General features: G+C 60.2%; 18 protein-coding genes. 9 read left to right on the top strand and 9 right to left on the bottom strand.

Annotated elements, in window-relative coordinates:
- The first annotated feature begins 182 nt into the window (after positions 1 to 182).
- The 3 genes from nhaA (at position 183) to CPH89_RS17655 (ending at position 4,059) form a co-directional block, all read left to right on the top strand.
- Positions 183 to 1,358 carry a Na+/H+ antiporter NhaA gene (nhaA, locus tag CPH89_RS17665; RefSeq protein ID WP_053254785.1) on the top strand — a complete coding sequence of 392 codons (1,176 nt, stop codon included), beginning with the start codon at positions 183 to 185 and terminating at the stop codon, positions 1,356 to 1,358.
- 209 nt (positions 1,359 to 1,567) lie between these two features.
- Positions 1,568 to 3,190: a methyl-accepting chemotaxis protein gene (locus tag CPH89_RS17660; protein WP_053254784.1), complete on the top strand. Its 1,623-nt coding sequence runs from the start codon at positions 1,568 to 1,570 to the stop codon at positions 3,188 to 3,190.
- Positions 3,191 to 3,738: 548 nt separating this feature from the next.
- Positions 3,739 to 4,059, top strand: coding sequence for a DUF6124 family protein (locus tag CPH89_RS17655; RefSeq protein WP_053254783.1), 321 nt, complete (start codon positions 3,739 to 3,741; stop codon positions 4,057 to 4,059).
- Positions 4,060 to 4,164: 105 nt separating this feature from the next.
- Here the strand turns inward: CPH89_RS17655 and CPH89_RS17650 are convergent, their stop codons facing one another.
- The 6 genes from CPH89_RS17650 to dinG all read right to left on the bottom strand — a co-directional run bounded on the left by CPH89_RS17650 (position 4,165) and on the right by dinG (position 12,657).
- Entirely contained in the window at positions 4,165 to 4,629 is a 465-nt protein-coding gene (locus CPH89_RS17650) for an outer membrane lipoprotein (protein WP_053254782.1), read from the bottom strand.
- A gap of 263 nt (positions 4,630 to 4,892) precedes the next feature.
- Positions 4,893 to 5,540 (bottom strand): pyridoxamine 5'-phosphate oxidase, encoded by a 648-nt coding sequence (pdxH, locus tag CPH89_RS17645; RefSeq protein ID WP_053254781.1) that lies wholly within the window; start codon positions 5,538 to 5,540, stop codon positions 4,893 to 4,895.
- Positions 5,541 to 5,567: 27 nt separating this feature from the next.
- Positions 5,568 to 6,746 carry an OmpA family protein gene (locus CPH89_RS17640; RefSeq protein WP_053254780.1) on the bottom strand — a complete coding sequence of 393 codons (1,179 nt, stop codon included), beginning with the start codon at positions 6,744 to 6,746 and terminating at the stop codon, positions 5,568 to 5,570.
- A gap of 142 nt (positions 6,747 to 6,888) precedes the next feature.
- A complete protein-coding gene (locus tag CPH89_RS17635; protein ID WP_053254779.1) occupies positions 6,889 to 8,034 on the bottom strand; it encodes a serine hydrolase domain-containing protein in 1,146 nt (381 codons plus the stop codon).
- Positions 8,035 to 8,116: 82 nt separating this feature from the next.
- Positions 8,117 to 10,414, bottom strand: coding sequence for a beta-galactosidase (locus tag CPH89_RS17630; protein ID WP_053254778.1), 2,298 nt, complete (start codon positions 10,412 to 10,414; stop codon positions 8,117 to 8,119).
- 98 nt (positions 10,415 to 10,512) lie between these two features.
- On the bottom strand, positions 10,513 to 12,657 hold the full coding sequence (dinG, locus tag CPH89_RS17625) for an ATP-dependent DNA helicase DinG (protein ID WP_053254777.1): 2,145 nt from the start codon (positions 12,655 to 12,657) through the stop codon (positions 10,513 to 10,515).
- Between the two features lie 99 nt (positions 12,658 to 12,756).
- On the opposite strand from dinG, the gene CPH89_RS17620 reads away from it, so the two are divergent.
- Entirely contained in the window at positions 12,757 to 13,221 is a 465-nt protein-coding gene (locus CPH89_RS17620) for a CopD family protein (protein ID WP_053254776.1), read from the top strand.
- Between the two features lie 102 nt (positions 13,222 to 13,323).
- On the opposite strand, the gene CPH89_RS17615 is transcribed toward CPH89_RS17620, so the two are convergent.
- From CPH89_RS17615 to CPH89_RS17605, 3 genes are all read right to left on the bottom strand, one after another.
- Positions 13,324 to 14,082, bottom strand: a complete 759-nt coding sequence (locus CPH89_RS17615; RefSeq protein WP_053254775.1) for a hypothetical protein — start codon at positions 14,080 to 14,082, stop codon at positions 13,324 to 13,326.
- Positions 14,075 to 14,368, bottom strand: a complete 294-nt coding sequence (locus CPH89_RS17610) for a DUF1145 domain-containing protein (protein ID WP_053254774.1) — start codon at positions 14,366 to 14,368, stop codon at positions 14,075 to 14,077. The genes CPH89_RS17615 and CPH89_RS17610 overlap by 8 nt, the downstream gene beginning before the upstream one ends.
- 132 nt (positions 14,369 to 14,500) lie before the next feature.
- Positions 14,501 to 15,199 carry a PA1041 family peptidoglycan-binding anchor lipoprotein gene (locus CPH89_RS17605; protein WP_053254773.1) on the bottom strand — a complete coding sequence of 233 codons (699 nt, stop codon included), beginning with the start codon at positions 15,197 to 15,199 and terminating at the stop codon, positions 14,501 to 14,503.
- A gap of 190 nt (positions 15,200 to 15,389) precedes the next feature.
- Here CPH89_RS17605 and CPH89_RS17600 point away from each other — a divergent pair, with 190 nt between their 5' ends.
- From CPH89_RS17600 to CPH89_RS17580, 5 genes are all read left to right on the top strand, one after another.
- Positions 15,390 to 15,887, top strand: a complete 498-nt coding sequence (locus CPH89_RS17600; RefSeq protein WP_053254772.1) for a DUF6231 family protein — start codon at positions 15,390 to 15,392, stop codon at positions 15,885 to 15,887.
- Positions 15,888 to 15,889: 2 nt separating this feature from the next.
- Positions 15,890 to 16,360, top strand: coding sequence for a YchJ family protein (locus tag CPH89_RS17595; RefSeq protein WP_053254771.1), 471 nt, complete (start codon positions 15,890 to 15,892; stop codon positions 16,358 to 16,360).
- Positions 16,361 to 16,379: 19 nt separating this feature from the next.
- Positions 16,380 to 16,862 (top strand): LEA/WHy family protein, encoded by a 483-nt coding sequence (locus CPH89_RS17590; protein WP_053254770.1) that lies wholly within the window; start codon positions 16,380 to 16,382, stop codon positions 16,860 to 16,862.
- Positions 16,859 to 17,059: an SEC-C metal-binding domain-containing protein gene (locus CPH89_RS17585; protein WP_053254769.1), complete on the top strand. Its 201-nt coding sequence runs from the start codon at positions 16,859 to 16,861 to the stop codon at positions 17,057 to 17,059. Before CPH89_RS17590 ends, CPH89_RS17585 begins: the two co-directional genes overlap by 4 nt.
- Positions 17,060 to 17,321: 262 nt before the next feature.
- A complete protein-coding gene (locus CPH89_RS17580) occupies positions 17,322 to 17,966 on the top strand; it encodes a glutathione S-transferase N-terminal domain-containing protein (RefSeq protein WP_053254768.1) in 645 nt (214 codons plus the stop codon).
- The last annotated feature ends 155 nt before the right edge of the window (positions 17,967 to 18,121 follow it).

Here is an 18,121-nt window from a genome sequence, read left to right as displayed (position 1 = left end):
AGGGGGTTTCCTACACTGCACACAGATACAGTGACGTCTCAATTAGACACACAATTGCTAGGCTTCAGCCCATCATCGATCCTGACCATCGCTTATAACAAATAAGAATATAACTTTTGTTTTAACAACTAACGGTACGGGTTAGGGTACCCACCTATTGAACCTGGATTGGAGAGCATCCCTTGCCTCTGCGTAGCACTTTCACCCGTTTCTTCCAGCTGGAAGCCGCCAGCGGTCTGTTGTTGATCGCCGCTGCCGCCTTGGCGCTGATCATTAATAACTCACCGTTGTCGCACCTCTACGGTGCCTTCCTCGATACCCCGGTAGTGGCGCAGATTGGCGCACTCAAAATCGCCAAGCCCGCCTTGCTATGGATCAACGATGGCCTGATGGCCCTGTTCTTCCTGCTGATCGGCCTGGAGGTGAAGCGCGAGTTGCTCGACGGTCACCTGTCCAAGCCCTCGCAAGTGGTCTTGCCCGGTGCGGCGGCCATTGGCGGCATGGTCGTACCCGCGCTGATCTACTGGGCGATCAACAAGGATTACCCCGCCGCGCTGTCCGGCTGGGCGATCCCCATGGCCACCGATATCGCTTTTGCCCTTGGCGTGCTGGCCCTGCTGGGCAAGCGCGTGCCGGTGTCGCTGAAACTGTTCCTGATGACCTTGGCCATCATCGATGACCTCGGTGCAATCATCGTCATCGCCGTGTTCTATTCAGCCGACCTGTCGGGCGCCGCCCTGGCAGGTGCGGGCGCGTGTCTGGTTGCGTTGATCGCGATGAACCGCCTGGGCGTGATCAAACTCGGGCCCTATCTGATCGTTGGCCTGATCCTGTGGGTCTGTGTACTCAAGAGCGGCGTCCACGCCACGCTGGCCGGCGTGACCTTGGCGTTCTGCATTCCGCTGCGCACCAAAAACGCCGAACCTTCGCCATTGCTGACCCTGGAGCACGCGCTGCACCCGTGGGTGGCCTACGCCATCCTGCCGTTGTTCGCGTTCGCCAACGCGGGCGTATCCCTCACCGGCGTGAGCCTGGAAAGCTTCACCCACCACGTGCCCCTGGGCATCGCCGCCGGCCTGCTGATCGGCAAGACCGTTGGTGTGTTCGGCCTCACCTGGCTGGCCATCAAGACCGGCCTTGCCGCCCTGCCCAGTGGCGCTAACTGGGGTCAGGTGTTCGGCGTGGCGATCCTGTGCGGTATCGGCTTCACCATGAGCCTGTTTGTCGGCTCCCTGGCATTTGTGCCGGGCGCCAGCGAATTCGCCGGCGAGGATCGGATGGGGATTCTGACCGGGTCGATCCTGGCAGCGTGTATCGGCTATGCCGTGACGGCGATGGCGAGTCGCAAGAAAGCCTGACTCCAGTCTGAAACACCCCAAAACCCCAGCCGGTCGCCCGGTTGGGGTTTTTCTTTTTCCGCCGCCTACGTTTAGCCGGCAATCCGGCTGCCCCACCTAAAGACTTTCGCTCAGCCGCCGACTAGAGGGTATGGCGATCTCACCGTCCGCGCCTGGGACACCCGCCCGACACTGCTTCCCAACGCGTTTTCAGCCCGAGCGACATGCCCATGTTCCTGAGAAATATAAGAATCGCAGCCAGAGCCTTCATCGGCTTCGCCGCTATTGCATCACTGAGTGTGTTTCTCGGCCTGTTTGCCCTCAAGCAGATTGGCGAAGTCCAGTCACAAGCCGCTGACATTCAGAACAACTGGATGCAACGCGTCAGGATCCTCGCCTTGGCCAATGCGTCCCTCGACCGTTATCGCCTGGGCGAGATGGCGCACATCCTGTCTTCCAGCGATGCCGACATGCAGACCTACGAAGACAAATCCGCCGGCCGCCTGAAAAGCGTCAAGGAGCAGCTTGGCCAATATGCAGCGCTGCTGAGCACTGCTGAGGAAAAATCACGCCTCGATGTGTTCAACCAAAGCCTCGATGGGTACGCGAAGAACCACACCGAGATGCTCAAACGCTCGCGTTCCGGCGACAAGGCCGGCGCCCGCGACTTTCTCAACAGCATTCGAGAAAGTTATGAGCAGATGACCAAGAACTTCGACCAACTGATAGACCTGGCCAACAAAGGCGCAGAACAGGCCGGCCAGACGTCCGTAGCCGCCTATCAACATGCCGTGGGTGGCATCTCAATCGTGATTTTGCTGGTGAGTGGTGGCACCGTATTGGTGGCCTGGCTGCTGACCCGAAGCATTACCGGCCCCATTATTGAAGCGGTACACGTAGCCGAAACCATTGCCAGGGGTGATCTCACCCAGCCTATCAACCCGACGGGCAACGACGAAGCCACCCGCCTGCTCCGGGCACAAGAGACCATGCGCAATAACCTGGTGCAGACCCTGCGACAAATAACCGGTTCCTCCAACCAACTGGCTGCAGCGGCCGAAGAATTGAATGCCGTGACCGCCGAAGGCAGCCGGGACTTGCAACAGCAACATGGCGAGATTGAACAGGCAGCCACTGCTGTCACTCAGATGACCACCGCCATTGAAGAGGTCGCCAGGAACGCGGCCTCCACCTCCGACCTGTCCCAGGAGTCGCGAAGCATTGCCTTGAAAGGCCAGCAGCGCATGGTTGAGGCGTTGAACGCCATCAAAGCCTTGACCCGTGGCGTGGAGGTCAGCTCCGGGCAAGTGGGCGGCCTGGCTGAACAGGCCAAAGGTATCGGCAAAGTGCTCGATGTTATCCGCACCATTGCCGAGCAAACCAACCTGCTGGCACTGAACGCGGCCATCGAAGCTGCACGTGCCGGTGAGGCCGGCCGTGGTTTTGCCGTGGTCGCCGACGAAGTTCGCGCCCTGGCCCACCGCACGGCCCAATCGACCCAGGAAATCGAACAAATGATTGGCGGTATCCAGACCAACACCGCCAGTACCGTCAACACCATGCTCGACAGCAGCACCATGACTCAGCAAACCCTGGGTCTGGCCGAACTGGCACAGCAAGCGCTGGCGGATATTCTGGCTGCCAACGATGAAATCAATGACCGAAACCTGGTGATTACCACGGCGGCCGCGGAACAAGCCGGCGTTGCCCGGGCGGTCGATCGCAACTTGCTCAATATTCAACAACTGTCGGTTCAGTCCGCAGAAGGCTCGACCCAAACCACCGCCGCCTCGCAGTCCCTCGCCAGCCTGGCGCATGAATTGAACACGATGGTGAAGCACTTCCAGATTTGAAGTGACAGGGTAAAAAACCAAAAGGCCGCTTCGGTTTTAGCCGAAGCGGCCTAGCAGGAACACGTGATAAACACACAGGGCATTCACTACGAGGCTCCACGTGCGTCGTGCAAACTTCGACATACTCGGCCCGCCATGAGTTGAGCCGTACCGTCAGTGTGCGTTCAGATCTGTGATTGCGTCCTGTGCGTAGGCAACCCCAGCCGCAAACTCATTTTTTAATACCTGCGTTTTTGCACCTTTAGAAACATGCATCAGACATTTCCCACAAGTCGCCGGGATTGCCTTGCCCCTGACCGCCCACTAATCTCCCCCCGTCGCTGACACTCAGCGATCAGGCGTCGCGGCCTGTTAACTTGATGCATAATTGCCATCGTTTTTCGTCAGCTACTCCTGTGGCTGGCGCCTCGTGTTATGGCAGCTGTGCGCGGGATACCTTCGGGTATGCCGAGTTTCAAGTTCTCGGTCCGCGAACCTGCGTACAGCTGCCACCTTCCATCGCGTCGCGGCGATCAGGGGCGGCTCCAGCCAAACTTGGAGATTTACCCATGTACAAGGTCACACCGAATCCTCCTCCGTTAGACACCGCACAGTTATTGGCACAAGCAAGCCGCGCCGCCAATCATTTCGAGCCCGACACCACCTCGTCAAATCGTTACGAGCCACTGTTTTCGATCAGTTCAGCCGCCAACACAGAGGCCTTGTTGGTAAATGCATACGAAACCCTGATAGGCGCCAGCGGGCTGACCTCTGATTTGGCAGACACAGTGGACGGAAAAACACGCAGCCAATTGTTAGCCATTGGGCAGTTACTGGAACTGGCGGGGCTTTTAGTCGACCGAGCAATGGAGCAGCAGTGCCCTGTCTAATGAAGCTAAAAGCGCTTAGCTTCAATTTGTAGACATCCTGCCCCCTAAAATAAAAACCCCAACCGGTCACCCGGTTGGGGTTTTTTGTGTTTCAACGGCCAGCGCTTAGCGAGTAACGCGGCTGGTGCCGTTAACGGTCATGATGCGCACACGGTCGCCGATGCGGAAGACTTCGTTGGCATCAACGGCCTGGACGTAGGCGCGCATGCTGCCATCGTCTTCGCGAACGGTGATTTCAACGCCCTGGGTACGGGTCAGGCCTTCTTCAGCGGCGGAACCCAGCAGGCCACCGGCAACAGCACCGATAACGCCGGTGACGATACTGCCACGGCCACCGCCAATGGCGCTGCCACCAACGCCACCCACCACGGCACCGGCAACGCTGCCGATTGGGGTTTTGGTGCCTTCGATTTTCACCGGACGCAGGGATTCAATGGTACCCATGCGAACGGTCTGTACACGACGCGCTTCGTCACGGGAGTACGAGTCGCCGGTCAGACTCGAGGCGCAGCCACCCAACAACAACGACAGGGTGGTAAAGCAGGCAACTAGTAAAACGGACTTACGCATAGCATCAACTCCAAAGGACAGGTAATCATTAGACGCCGCAGCTTGGCGCCTGTCACGGCAAGCACGCCAGAAAATTGCTTTCATTCAGCCTTAGTACAGACTGCCAGTACCAGAAAAATCGACGAACGGTAGCGCTCACCCTATTCCGGAGAACGTCATGAAAGCGCTCTTCATTGTAGTCGCGCAAACGAACACGCCGAAGCCTCCTGTGTGGAGACTTCGGTGCGAGGGTCAGCATTCGGATGCAATGAAGAGGATGAAACTCAGGGCGCCAGGCGCTCACGCGTCCATTCGCCGGCTTGCAGGCGATAGTTCAGGCGGTCATGCAGGCGGCTGGCGCGGCCTTGCCAGAACTCGATGCGCTCAGGCAACAAACGGTAGCCACCCCAGTGCTCGGGGCAGTCGGGTTGGGTATCGCTGAAACGCTGTTCGGTCTGCTTGAGCAGCTCCTGCAGCTCTTCACGGTCACGAATGACTTGGCTTTGCGGCGATGCCCAGGCGCCAAGACGGCTGCCCAAAGGCCGAACCTGATAATAAGCATCCGACTCTTCAGGCGTTACCTTGACCACCCGCCCTTCGATGCGCACCTGGCGCTCCAGGGTGGGCCAGAAGAAGGTCATGGCCGCAAACGGCCGCGCCGCGAGTTGTTCACCCTTGGCGCTCTGATAGTTAGTGAAGAAGGTAAAGCCCTGTGCATCCAGGCCCTTGAGCAACAGGATGCGGCAGTGCGGGCGACCGTCCTGATCAACCGTTGCCAGGGTCATGGCATTGGCCTCCACCGGTGGCTGCTCGGTTTTTACCGCCTCGCCAAACCATTGGTGGAACAACGCAAACGGCTCGCCCGGGGCCTGGGCCTCGCTCAAACCGTCCCGTGTGTAGTCACGGCGCATATCGGCCAGTGCCTGGGTCATGCAGCTTTATCCTTCTGTTTCAACGGATCAGTTTTTCGCCTGGTCGTTCGCAGCCGGGGCGGCAGCCTTCGGTGCGGCTTTTTTCGCGGCAGGCTTGGCAGCGGCTTTTTTCGCAGCTGGCTTGGCGGCAGCTTTCTTGGCCGGGGCCTTTTTCGCCGGAGCCGCTTTTTTCGCAGCCGGGGCCGGCACAGGGGCTGGCGCAGTTTGCACAGCGACCATGTCAGCGACCGGTGGTTTGCCCGAGTTGTACTTGCTCAGCAACGCCAACATAGTTGTACGCTGAGTGAACAGGATTTCCATGCGACGATTCAGCGCACGGCCCTGGTTGCTGTCGTTGGCGGCACGCGGCATTAGGTCACCCATGCCACGCATCATCAGGCGATCCTGCTTCAAACCGCTGAGGCTGAAAATCGAAGCGATGGACTGCGCACGCTCGCGGGTCAACGCCTGGCTCACCGGTTCGGCACCATTGGTGTCGACGTGGCCAAGAACCAGCACCGCGGTCTTCGGATCGCCTTCAACCGCCTTGGCAACGCGGGTGAACGGGCCCAAGGTCACCGGCAGCAGCATGGCTGGACGTTTCGGGTTGTAGGAGCCATCAACCGGCGCGATCACCACGAGTACGTTCTCGCGACGCTCCAGCTGCAGGTTGCTGTCCTTGATGGCGGCGCGCAGGCGCGGCTCATAGTCGTCCAGCCAGGCTTGGGTGATTTTCGGGTCTGGCATCGGCACGTTGGTCACATCGACCTTGGCCAGTGGCTTCGGCTTGCTTTCGAAAGGCCACCACCATTTGGTCTCGGTGTCGGTCTTGGCGACAGCCGGCGCAGCGTCCGGGGTGGCAGCCGGAGTTGCAGCCTTGAGGTCGGCTTTCAGGTCGGCCTTGGCATCAGCGGCCTTTTCATCAGCGCTTTTGGAGAAGAACGGCCACCAGCTGGAACCGGTGTCAGCCTTGGCGACCGGAGCAGGTGTGGCAGCAGCGGCAGGCGCTGGAGCAGCAGCTGCGGCAGCAACCGGCGCGACAGGCTTGGCGCCCGCAGCAGGTTTGGCATCCGGTTTGGCGTCGGTTTGGGTCACTGCGTCCTTGGTAGCAGCCTTATCAGATCCAAATGACCACCAATGCCCACCTTCGGCATCATTTTGTGGTGTTTGTGCGCAGCCAGTAATAGTGAGGCACAGCGCCAGTGCCAAGGACTTGTTCGATAACATGAGATATCCACAAAATGAGAAAAAACCAGGGGGTCTGGTGACCCGTTAAACAGACGCTTACAGAACATTAAAGTTACAAAATTTCGTTCAGCGCCTTCTTATACTTGCCTTTGTAACAAAAAAACGTGAAACAGCAAGCTCTTTACAGACAACCGGCCAATATTCCGACCAACTTCTGTGCACGCGGGTCCATAAGTACGTAAGGCCCCAGTGTATTAGTCACGAAACCAAACGCTACATCATGTTCAGGGTCGGCAAACCCGACCGAACCACCCGCGCCCGGGTGCCCAAACGCATGTGGGCCAAGGCCGAACGTGGCGTTAGGCAATTGCGGCTGATCCAACATGCAGCCCAAACCGAATCGGGTTTGGGTCAATAAGGTTTTATCCGGCCCAATACTGTGTTCACGTGTCAATTGTTCGAGCATGTCGGCTTCGAGCAAACTACCGTCCAACAATCCGCTATAAAAGCCTGCCAGGCTGCGCGCATTACCGTGACCATTTGCCGCTGGCTGCTGCATGCGCCGCCATTCGGGTTTATTAGTGCTGGTCAGAATAGACGGGGGATTGGCAAACGCACGTGTCGTCATGGCGTTCGGTTCGCGCATCATTACTTGAAGTAAGCGTTGCGCGGCTTCATCGCCCATATTGCCTTTGCTGCGCGCAATATGTGCCACACGATAAAACTCTTCGTCCGCCAGGCCGACATGAAAGTCCAGGCCCAAAGGCCGCGCAACCCGCGCCACAATCGACTCACCCGGCCCGCGCCCATCGGCGCGGCGCAGCAACTCTCCGACCAGCCAGCCGTAAGTGATGGCTTCGTAACCATGCCCTTGGCCCGGCGTCCACCAAGGGGCCTCGGCCGCAAGGGTGTCGACCATCAACGGCCAGTCATACAGGGCTTCAGTGGGCAGCATCTCGCGAATCGCCGGCAGCCCGGCCTGGTGGCAAAGCAACTGGCGCAAGGTGATGGTGTCTTTACCGGCCGCCGCAAACTCGGGCCAATAGTTGGCGACAGGGGCGTCGAGTTGCAACTTGCCCTCAGCCACCAATTGCAGGGCCGCCACAGCGGTGAAGGTCTTGGTGCAGGAAAACAGGTTGACGATGGTGTCGCTGTGCCAGGCCTCAGCGCCATCCTTGTCGGCGGTACCCGCCCACAGGTCGACGACTGTTTCGCCGCCGATCTGGATACACAGCCCGGCACCACGCTCCTGCGGGTCATCGAACAATGCGGCGAATGCTTCACGTACCGCTTCGAACTGGAGCGTGTAATGACCCTGAATCTGCACCTAAGCCGCCTTGGAAAACACCGTAAGAATTGGCCGACATTGTTCCAGTCCTTGTGCGATTTGTGAACCCGTCAACGATGAATCAATGGCCATTTCCAGAGTGACCGCCAGCATGCCCGGCGCCCTGCCCCGGGCCTTTGCCTTCATGCCCCGACTTACCGCCTGCATGCTCACGCAGCGCGCTGGCCGCCGTGGCCTTTTCGGCCTCTTTGCCCAGTTGCGCCACCGCTGCCAGGTTGCTTTTGCGCACGCTGTCGACAAAGCCCTGGAACGGCACATCGGTGATGCCCACCAGCCCGAAGTGGCCGTTCTCGCCGTCGAGCAGGCGCCCGGTCACCGGCTGGTCCAGATACTGGAACCAATGCACACCGACGATCGACGGCTCGGCCATGGCCTGTTTGAGGAAGTTGCCGTACGCCGCGCCGCGGTCTTCTTCCCGGGCCAGTTGAGTGACGCCGCCCCAGAACGGGCCACGGTCTGCCGAGCCAAAGTTGAACTCGGTGATCAGTACCGGTTTGTCCAGCGCGCGCAAGGCAGCGAAGTCATAACCGTCCTGAGGCTTGAGGGTGTACATATTGAAGCTCAGCACATCGCAATACTGGGCGCAGGACGCCACCGATTCAGGCGTGCTGACGGCATACCGGCCACCCAGCAACAATTGGTTGGGTGCGTGCCATTTCAGCGAATCGGAGATGGTCTTGAAGTAGGCATCGGCGAAGGTCTGCTGGAAGTATTTAAAGTCAGCTTCGATTTCCGGGTGCTCGGGGTTCGGCATCGGCGGTTCGAACCCCGGGTCTTCCATCAGCTCCCAGCCGGACAAGTGAATACCCCAGGCTTTCGAGAGGCCGTCTTCGTTACGGTATTTGTCGCGCAGTTGCTTGAGGAACGCGCGCTTGGCCGGTACGTCAGTGGTCATGCGCAGCGTGCCGTAGGCCAACGCGTAACGGGATTTGGGATCGTCACCCGGACCGGCCCAGGCCAGCTCGTTGTCGGCGAAAAAGCCGATCAGCCAGGGGTCGTCGCGGTGATCGCGGGCGGCAATCGCCACGGCGCGCTCGGTGGCCATGGCAAAACGCGGGTCGAATGGGTCGGGCATGCCGCCCCACCAATCGGTGCCGGTGCTGATGCTGGCGTAGTCACCGACAATCGACAGCGGCAAGGTGTACGGCACGCGGTCGGCGGTGGCCAAGGCTGCGTCGCTCCAGTTGCCTACGGTGTTGAAACCCCAGGCTTGCAGACGGTCGAGGGTGTGGGTGACCCAGCGCTTCTGGTCGAAACCGTCAGTGCCGTAGGCGCGCTGCAAGTTGGCGCCGTAAAAATCGTACCAACGCCCGACATTGAAGCCACGGCCCTGGTCGGCGCCGTTGCCGCCACGGTTATCGCCGCTTCCGTAATACTTGTCGAACGGCTCACCGGCCTTGGGCAATGCGGCAAACATCCACTCGCGCCCAGCCACGTAGGTCTGATTGTTGTCCGGGGCTACGGTGTTAACGCCCAGGGAGTAGAAGGGATGGCCTTGTGGCGTCACCAGGTACCAACGACCGTCGCGCTTCTCGGTGCGGAAAAACCCGCTCGCTTCAAACGCCGGGCCTTTGTTCCAGCCGCCATATTGGTCCAGGGCTGATTTGTCGCGCTCGGCCAGCCAACCTTTGAGCTGTTGCTGCTCCTTGGCGGCGGCGGCCTTGAGTTGCTCGTCGCTGCTGACTTTTTCCGGCCAACGCGCGCGCGTGGACTGGCCATAGGCATCGACCACTTCGCTGTAGGCCGCCTTCAGCACCGGCTCGAGGTCCTGTACACCGAAGCGTTCCAGCAGGATGCTTTGGGCCGCATTGGGCTTGATCATCGACAATGTCACCGAGGCCACCTGGCTGCGGTCGATCTCACCGGCGCTGCCGGCCAGCAGCACACGTTGGCCATCCACGGTGATGGGCATCGGCGGGCCAGCCTTCATGCCCTGGCTCAGCGGCGAGTTAGCTTGCAACGGGATCAACAGGGTCTGCACCGGGCCGGCCGGCAGGTCGATGCGGCTGACCAGGGTTTTACCATCCGTGCTCTGCACCTTCACGTACAGGGTCAGCGCCCAGTCCATGGCGCTCTGGATACGCAGGCTCATGGCGCCGGACTGCGACCAGTCCCACACGCCGCTCTGCGGGCTGAGCACCAGGCTCGGTTCGGCCGCCGGGTTGAAGGTGATGCGGCGCAGCACTTCGCCTTCGGCGGTTTGCTCGGCATTGTATTGGGGCAGGCTGGCGTCCTGGGTCGCCACCTTGACCACATCGGCAGGCCGTACGAAGTTGAACAGCGTTTGTTGCCCGGCAGGCGCGGCCATCAAGGGCGCGGTGAACAACAAGGCAAACAGAGCGGGCAGCGTGCGAATCATACGAACAAGGTTCTCCCAAACGGCCGGTGACTGGCCTGATGACATAAAGCGTTGGCAGTGAGATAGACCACGCAGTGGGCGAATTCGCCCACGGTGGCTCAGGAAATTTCGCGCCTGAACGGCGGCAAGGCATTGAGGATAGCTTTGCCGTAGCGCTGCGTGACCAAACGGCGGTCGAGCAAGGTGATGGTGCCGCGGTCTTCTTCGGTGCGCAGCAAGCGACCGCAAGCCTGGACCAGTTTCAAGGAGGCATCCGGCACCGAGATTTCCATGAACGGGTTACCGCCCCGCGCTTCGATCCATTCGGCCAGGGCCGCCTCGACCGGATCATCCGGCACCGAGAACGGGATTTTGGCGATCACTACGTGTTCGCAGTAGGCTCCGGGCAAGTCCACGCCTTCGGCGAAGCTGGCCAGGCCGAACAGCACGCTCGAATCCCCACCATCGACCCGTGCCTTGTGCTTGTTCAGGGTCTCCTGCTTGGACAGGTTGCCCTGGATAAACACTTGCTTGCGCCAGTCGCGGTCGAGGCCGTCGAACACGTCCTGCATCTGTTTACGCGAAGAAAACAGCACCAGCGTACCGCGCGAACCTTCAACCAACTCCGGCAGGTCGCGGATAATCGCAGCCGTGTGCGCCGCGGCATCGCGCGGGTCGGCCTTGAGGTCCGGCACCCGCAGCACGCCCGCGTCGGCGTGATGAAACGGGCTCGGGACCACAGCGGTGACGGCTTTTTTCGGCAACCCGGCACGCATGCGGAAACGATCAAAAGTGCCCAAAGCCGTCAGCGTGGCCGACGTTACCAGGCAGCCGTAGGCCACGTTCCACAGATTGCGGCGCAGCATTTCGGCGGCGAGGATCGGGCTGGCGTTGACCTCGATATCAAACAGCGCGCCGCTTTCCGACAAGGTCAGCCAGCGCGCCATCGGCGGGTTGTCTTCCGGGTCTTCAACGGTGAAGGCGGTCCACAGCTCCCAGTTGCCTTGGGAACGCGACAGCAGGCTGCCGAACAACGGGTACCATTCTTCGGCCTGGTTGCTGGCGATGCCGATGTTGACCTCGCCGTCCATGCCTTCCTTGAGCAGGTCAGTCAAACGGGTAAACAGGTCGGTCAGGCGCGAAAAGCCCTTTTTCAGTTCAATGCCCATTTCGCGCATGTGCTCGGGGATCAAACCGCCAACAAAGCGATGACGCGGCCGCTCCCGGCCTTCCACGTCTTCACCGGGCTTGAAATCGGCCACCTGCTCACAGGCACTGAACATGAATTGCTGCTGGGTCTTGATCTCCCGCGCCAGCTCCGGCACTTGCTCGATCAGCTTGCCCAGGTCGCCGGGCAGCGGGTGTTGAGCCAGCAGTTTGGTGAGGTTCTTGGCGGTGGTTTCCAGCCAATCGGCGGTGGAGCGCAGGCGCGTGTAGTGGGCGAAGTGGCCGATGGCTTTATCCGGCAGGTGGTGGCCTTCGTCGAATACGTAAAGGGTGTCGCGCGGGTCCGGCAATACGGCACCGCCGCCCAGGGCCAGGTCAGCCAGGACCATGTCGTGGTTGGTGACGATCACGTCGACCTTGCCCATGCCTTCGCGGGCCTTGTAGAAGGCGCACTGGCCGAAGTTGGGGCAATGGCGGTTGGTGCACTGGCTGTGGTCGGTGGTCAGGCGCGCCCAGTCGGCATCTTCCAGGGCGGTGGGCCAGCTGTCGCGGTCGCCGTCCCATTTATTGCCGGCGAGCTTCTCGATCATGCTGGTGAACAGCTTCTGGCTGACTTCATCAACCTCGATCTTGAAGCCTTCTTCTTCGAACAGCGAAGCCGTGGCGGTTTGTGCGTGGCCTTCCTGCAGCAATACATCGAGCTTGGACAGGCACATGTAGCGGCCACGGCCCTTGGCCAGGGCGAAAGTAAAGTTCAGGCCGCTGTTGCGCATCAGGTCGGGCAGGTCTTTGTAGACGATCTGCTCTTGCAGCGCGACAGTGGCGGTGGCGATCACCAGGCGTTTGCCGGCAGCCTTGGCGGTAGGGATCGCGGCCAGGCTGTAGGCCACGGTCTTGCCCGTACCGGTGCCGGCCTCGACGGCCACGACTGCGGGGTCGCCACTGCGCCGACCTTCGTCGTCGGTGTCGATATCCCCGAGGACTTTGGCCACTTCGGCGATCATCAGGCGTTGGCCGTAGCGCGGTTTCAAGCTCTTGGCTTCGAGAAAACGCGAATAGGCGCCCTGGATCGTGGTTTTGAGTTCAGTGCTGATCATGGATTGTCGGGCGCAAAAAACGCTGGATAAATTTTCAGTGGTTCGGATCGGCCGCTATCATACCCCGCTAATTAATCCCGCGCAGAACGGAGTACCACAATGACCGCGTTTAGCCTCGCTTACACCCTGCATGTACTGGCCGCCCTGATCTGGGTTGGCGGTATGTTTTTCGCCTGGATGATCCTGCGCCCCGCCGCCATGGCGGCACTTGAGGGCCCTGCCCGGCTCAAGCTGTGGGCAAATGTGTTTCAACGTTTCTTCGTATGGGTCTGGGTCGCGGTGCTGGTTTTGCCGATCAGCGGCATCGGCCTGCTGCAACTGCGTTTCAGCGGTTTCGAAACCGCGCCGCGCTATGTGCAGGTGATGATGGGGTTATACCTGGTGATGACGGCGCTGTTTATCCGCATCCAGGCATTGAAGTTCCCGGAACTGCGCGCAGCGGTGGCCGCTGAGGATTGGCCGGCGGGTGCGGCTGCGCTGGGGCAGATTCGCAAGCTGGTGGGGATTAATTTGATCGTGGGGCTGGTGGTGGTGGCGATGGCTTCGGCTCGGCCGATGTTCTGAGGCGATCGTTAGTCCGCCATCGCGGGCAAGCCCGGCTCCCACATTGAAATGCAATCACCTGTGGGAGCCGGGCTTGCCCGCGATGGCGTCAGACCCGTCGACTCAGAGCCGCTGAATAGTCACAGCCCCTGCCGGCCCAGCCGGCCCCGGTTGCCCTTCCAGCCCTGGGCGTCCTTTGGCGCCGCCATCGGCGCGATACACCAGGCAACCTTTAGACTGCCCACCTTTGCCGGGCTTGCCCGCTGTTCCGGCCAGGCCACCCGCTCCGCCATCGACCCAGACCTTGATCTGTTCAGCTGGGAAGCTCTGCGGCAACTCGACGCGCACCTGCGCGCCCGCCGCGCCTGGCAGACCATCGCCACCGTTATCGCCATTGGCGCCACGCCCCGCCGAACCCCAGGTGCAACCGGGGTCCACGCCGTTGGCACCATCCAGGCCGGCATACCCTTGGGCGCCGGCGCCACCTCGAGCATCCACCGACAATTGTTCGGCGGTCAGGGCATTGATGCGCAGGACCAGATCCCGCCCGGCCTTGGCTGGCCGTTCATGGGTGCCCGGAGCACCGCGCGAGGTGATCTGGCTGCCATGCTCAAGTTGCGCATTGCGCACCTGCAATTGCAGCGCAGTATTGCCGGGGGCGATCGCGATACGCGCTTCGCGGCCCAGGTGCAACTCATCCACGCTGACCTGAGTGATCGTCGCCGGGACCAACAATGTGCCGTAGTCCGCCACATCCAGGCGTTCGAGCTGCAAAACGCTGGTGCTGCTGGGCAGACGCATCAACGAGTTGGTTTCAACACTGACACTTTGGGCCAGGGCGATGGGGCTGACCAACAGGGCCAACAGAAAAACCTTACGCATGACTGGCCTCCTTGTTCGTTTCATTAAACTCTGCAGGCGCCGACAGGCCCCGCACATGGAACATCCCCACCAGCAGAATCTGCAAGCGGTCACGCCAGGGGTGGGCACGGTGCTTCACGCTGCTGTTGAACAACAGCAGCTCCAACAAGTGGGTAAGGAACAGCAGACTGCCGGCCAGGCTGACCAACAGGTGAAACGGATTAGTCAGCGGCCGGAACAGATTGACCAGCACCACGCCCCAGAACAGCAACGTCAGACATTTTCCCAGCCCCCAAAACACTTTCATCCCGCATGCCCCTGCCTATTATTCTTTGGGCGCACAGTACCGACTTCTGCAGGCGATTTGCCAGTGAAGGATGAAAAAACTTGAGGGGGATCGCCGGCAATGCCCCTGTGGCTCGCACAGGGGCAAGGGTGGTCAGCGGTTGATTTGGATTTCCACGCGGCGGTTCAATGCACGCCCTTCAGCAGTTTTGTTGTCTGCTACCGGGTGGCTTTCGCCCGCGCCGGTCACCGACACAAAGTTACTGCGCGGTACACCGGAACTGATCAAGTAGTCGGTGACCGAATGGGCGCGTTTTTCCGAGAGCCTTTGGTTGTAGGCGTCTTTACCGACGCTGTCGGTATGCCCACTGACCCGCAGTTGCGCGCTTGGGGCTTCTTTTTTCAGGCGAGTGGCTATCACGTCGAGTTTGGTTTTATCCGCCGCGGTCAACTTGGCCGAGTCGAACTGGAAGTGCACATCACGAATCACGATGGTCTCTTCCTTGACCACGACAACTTCCTCAACCACCGCTGCCTGCACAGGCGCGGGTGGGCAACCGTTGGCGTCGACCTGCACCCCTTTCGGCGTGCCTGGGCACTTGTCGCGGCTGTCCGGCACACCATCGCCGTCTTCGTCGCCATCACCATGTACCCAGCAATAGGCACCGGCCATGCCGCCGACCAGCAACGCGCCATAGCCGGCGTACGCCGAACTTTTTGTGGCGCCAATCGCGGCACCGGTCACACCACCGACGGCTGCACAGGTGGGCCAATCGGTTTTTTGCAAACCTGCGCAACCTGTCAATACTCCGGTTAGCAGAACCAAGGGTAGAGCTGTCCGCATGATGCTCATGTGCTTTCTCCTGAGGGTATCGGCGGGGGCCGATGGGTGGAGTAAAGACCGCTCTTTTCATCTGCGCCAGTACGCCACACCCCCGGTTTCATTGAGGATCGCTGCTCTTGGCGGACTTTTCGCCGCCGCCCGCTCTAGGCCCGCACGCTCAGCCGCGCTAGTCTCTAGGGTCATGATGTGAGGATCTCTGATGACCGCTGGCATTTCTTCCCGTACCCCCCAGCAAGCCCTGGCCGCTTTGCTCGATTTACACCAACCCAAACGCCTGTTGCTGTTGGGTGCCAGCCAGTTTCCGGCGCTGGAGGCCTTTCAGGCCGAGCATCCGCAGACCCAAGTGTCGATCGCCCCGCCCGGGCCGTTGCCGGCAGAACTGGCGGCGCAGCGTTTTGACCTGGCATTGGTGGTCGATTGCCTGGAGCACCTGTCAAAACCGCAGGGCCTGACCCTGCTCGGCGGCATTCGCAACCTCAACAGCAGCCGCATTGCGGTGTTGGTGGACCTGAGCGCCTGCGGCTGGAAAGACACCGACTTCTTCTCCCTGGCGTTGCAAGCCGGCGAGCGCTTCCAGCGTGACGATCAGGTCCTGACGCTGTTCACCTATGATCTGCTTGACTATAAACAAGTGCCGGACTGGCTCAACGCCCGCTTCTGGGCCAACCCGGAAAACTTCGGAAAGTATTGGTGGTAACCATGAGTACATCCATATGCCCCTGCGGCAGTGGCAACCTGCTGGATGCCTGCTGCGGCCATTATCACGCCGGCCACCCCGCGCCCTGCGCCACCGCGCTGATGCGCTCACGCTACAGCGCCTATGTGCTGGGCCTGGTGGACTATCTGGTGGCCACCACCGTGCCGGCGCAGCAAGCCGGCCTGGACCGCGCCGCCATCGGCGCCTGGAGTGCCCAGAGCACTTGGCTGGGCCTTGAAGTGGAAAGCTCGGAGGTGTTCGGCGGCCAGCCCGAACATGCCTTTGTGACCTTTACCGCACGCTGGCACGACGGTAGCGGAGAACACAGCCACCGTGAGCAATCTTCTTTCGTACAGAATGATGGGCGCTGGTACTTCATCGACCCGACGGTTGAAGTGAAGGTTGGGCGCAATGATGTATGTTTGTGTGGCAGCGGGCAGAAATTCAAGAAGTGCTGTTCCGGCTACCTCTAATCAACTCAAGGATAACGCCATGCTCCGGATGTACAGCTTGATGCTGGCGTTGACCCTGAGTCTGACCGGCTGTGCTTCATGGTTCGAAGACGACACGCCCGCGCCTCACGTCTCGCTGGTGAAAGTTGAAGTGGTACGGGCCAAGTTGCTGGAACAAAAGTTCAAGCTGTACTTTCGCGTGGACAACCGTGACGACGCGGACCTCACGGTGCGCGGGTTGATCTACAAAGTCACCCTGGGCAGTTTCGTGCTGACCGAAGGCGAGTCCAACGAATGGCTCACCATACCGCCGCGAAGCCATGGGTTTTTCCGGGTGTCGGTGCGTACCAACCTCTGGCCAAAGATTCGCGATGTGGTGCAGATGTTGAAAAACCCCACCAAGCCCGTCCCCTATCGTCTGGAAGGCGAGCTGAAAACCGGATTATTCATCGGTAATGACGTGCAGGTCGCCCACAATGGCGAGATAATCCCCGGCGATTTTATTCCGGAGCGACATCGATGACTCAGCAACCCCATGTCCATGGTCCTGACTGCAACCACGATCACGATCACCATGATCACGACCACGGCCATGTCCACGGCCCGAACTGCGGCCACGCTCACCAGGAGCCGGTGCGCAACACCCTGAAAGACGTTGGTCGCAACGACCCTTGCCCATGCGGCAGCGCGAAGAAATTCAAGAAGTGCCACGGGGCCTGATGCCCTGAGTGCAGTCAATGTGGGGGCTGGCGTGCCTGCGCCCACATTTGCAGGTGATTTCAGTTCAGGGTTTCTCTGAAACAGCAACAGCCCCTGCAATCCCCCGCCCTCGCGATGACTCACATTCAAGCGCCCGTGATGCGCCCGCCCAAAGGTGTGCGCGGTGTAAAACGCTTCTAACGGTAGCGCTAAATGTTTCATTGAATTTTCGCGCCCCAAACATCACCTATACCTACAGGCATTCGCTCATTTGGAGAGCTTCATGATCGACCTGTATTACTGGACTACCCCCAACGGTCACAAAGTATCGCTGTTTCTGGAAGAAGCCGGTCTGCCCTACACGGTGCACCCGATCAATATCGGCCAGGGCGACCAGTTCAAGCCGGACTTCTTGAAGATCGCTCCCAACAACCGTATTCCGGCCATCGTCGATCAGCACCCGAGCGACGGCGGCGCGCCGATTTCGCTGTTTGAATCAGGCGCAATCCTGCTGTACCTCGCGGAAAAAACCGGCCAGTTCATTCCCAAAGACCTGCGCGGTCGCCAGGAAGCGTTGCAATGGCTGTTCTGGCAAATGGGTGGGCTTGGGCCGATGGCCGGGCAGAACCATCACTTCAGCCAGTTCGCACCAGAGAAAATCCCCTACGCGATTAAACGCTACGTAGATGAAACCGCGCGCCTGTATGGCGTGCTGGACCGGCGCCTGGCGGATCGTCCGTTCGTGGCGGGCGAGGCGTACAGCATTGCTGACATGGCGATTTACCCGTGGATTGTTTCCCACAAATGGCAGAGCCAGCGTCTGGAGGATTTCCCCCACGTTCATCGCTGGTTCAACAGCATCAAAGAGCGGCCGGCGACGGTTCGGGCGTATGAACTGGTACAGAAGGTGAATCCGCCCAAATCCTGATTCAAAGTCTTGCTCGGTGAAACTGTGGGAGCGGGCTTGCTCGCGAACGGGGTGGTTCAGTCAGACCTTGATTGACTGACACACCGCGTTCGCGAGCAACCCCGCTCCCACCTATGATTTGCGCAAGACCCAAACTCCTGCTTGCGTCGTTTCGC

It is taken from the genome of Pseudomonas fluorescens (genome assembly GCF_900215245.1).
In the GTDB taxonomy this organism is placed as follows: domain Bacteria; phylum Pseudomonadota; class Gammaproteobacteria; order Pseudomonadales; family Pseudomonadaceae; genus Aquipseudomonas; species Aquipseudomonas fluorescens.
Note: the sequence above shows the minus strand (reverse complement) of the source record. Positions and strands in the feature narration are given on the sequence as shown.

Coding starts and splice junctions, on each gene's coding strand:
- CPH89_RS17660 (WP_053254784.1), top strand. CDS start 1,568: ATGTTCCTGAGAAATATAAGAATCGCAGCCAGAGCCTTCATCGGCTTC.
- CPH89_RS17655 (WP_053254783.1), top strand. CDS start 3,739: ATGTACAAGGTCACACCGAATCCTCCTCCGTTAGACACCGCACAGTTA.
- CPH89_RS17650 (WP_053254782.1), bottom strand. CDS start 4,629: ATGCGTAAGTCCGTTTTACTAGTTGCCTGCTTTACCACCCTGTCGTTG.
- pdxH (WP_053254781.1), bottom strand. CDS start 5,540: ATGACCCAGGCACTGGCCGATATGCGCCGTGACTACACACGGGACGGT.
- CPH89_RS17640 (WP_053254780.1), bottom strand. CDS start 6,746: ATGTTATCGAACAAGTCCTTGGCACTGGCGCTGTGCCTCACTATTACT.
- CPH89_RS17630 (WP_053254778.1), bottom strand. CDS start 10,414: ATGATTCGCACGCTGCCCGCTCTGTTTGCCTTGTTGTTCACCGCGCCC.
- dinG (WP_053254777.1), bottom strand. CDS start 12,657: ATGATCAGCACTGAACTCAAAACCACGATCCAGGGCGCCTATTCGCGT.
- CPH89_RS17620 (WP_053254776.1), top strand. CDS start 12,757: ATGACCGCGTTTAGCCTCGCTTACACCCTGCATGTACTGGCCGCCCTG.
- CPH89_RS17615 (WP_053254775.1), bottom strand. CDS start 14,082: ATGCGTAAGGTTTTTCTGTTGGCCCTGTTGGTCAGCCCCATCGCCCTG.
- CPH89_RS17610 (WP_053254774.1), bottom strand. CDS start 14,368: ATGAAAGTGTTTTGGGGGCTGGGAAAATGTCTGACGTTGCTGTTCTGG.
- CPH89_RS17605 (WP_053254773.1), bottom strand. CDS start 15,199: ATGAGCATCATGCGGACAGCTCTACCCTTGGTTCTGCTAACCGGAGTA.
- CPH89_RS17600 (WP_053254772.1), top strand. CDS start 15,390: ATGACCGCTGGCATTTCTTCCCGTACCCCCCAGCAAGCCCTGGCCGCT.
- CPH89_RS17595 (WP_053254771.1), top strand. CDS start 15,890: ATGAGTACATCCATATGCCCCTGCGGCAGTGGCAACCTGCTGGATGCC.
- CPH89_RS17590 (WP_053254770.1), top strand. CDS start 16,380: ATGCTCCGGATGTACAGCTTGATGCTGGCGTTGACCCTGAGTCTGACC.
- CPH89_RS17585 (WP_053254769.1), top strand. CDS start 16,859: ATGACTCAGCAACCCCATGTCCATGGTCCTGACTGCAACCACGATCAC.
- CPH89_RS17580 (WP_053254768.1), top strand. CDS start 17,322: ATGATCGACCTGTATTACTGGACTACCCCCAACGGTCACAAAGTATCG.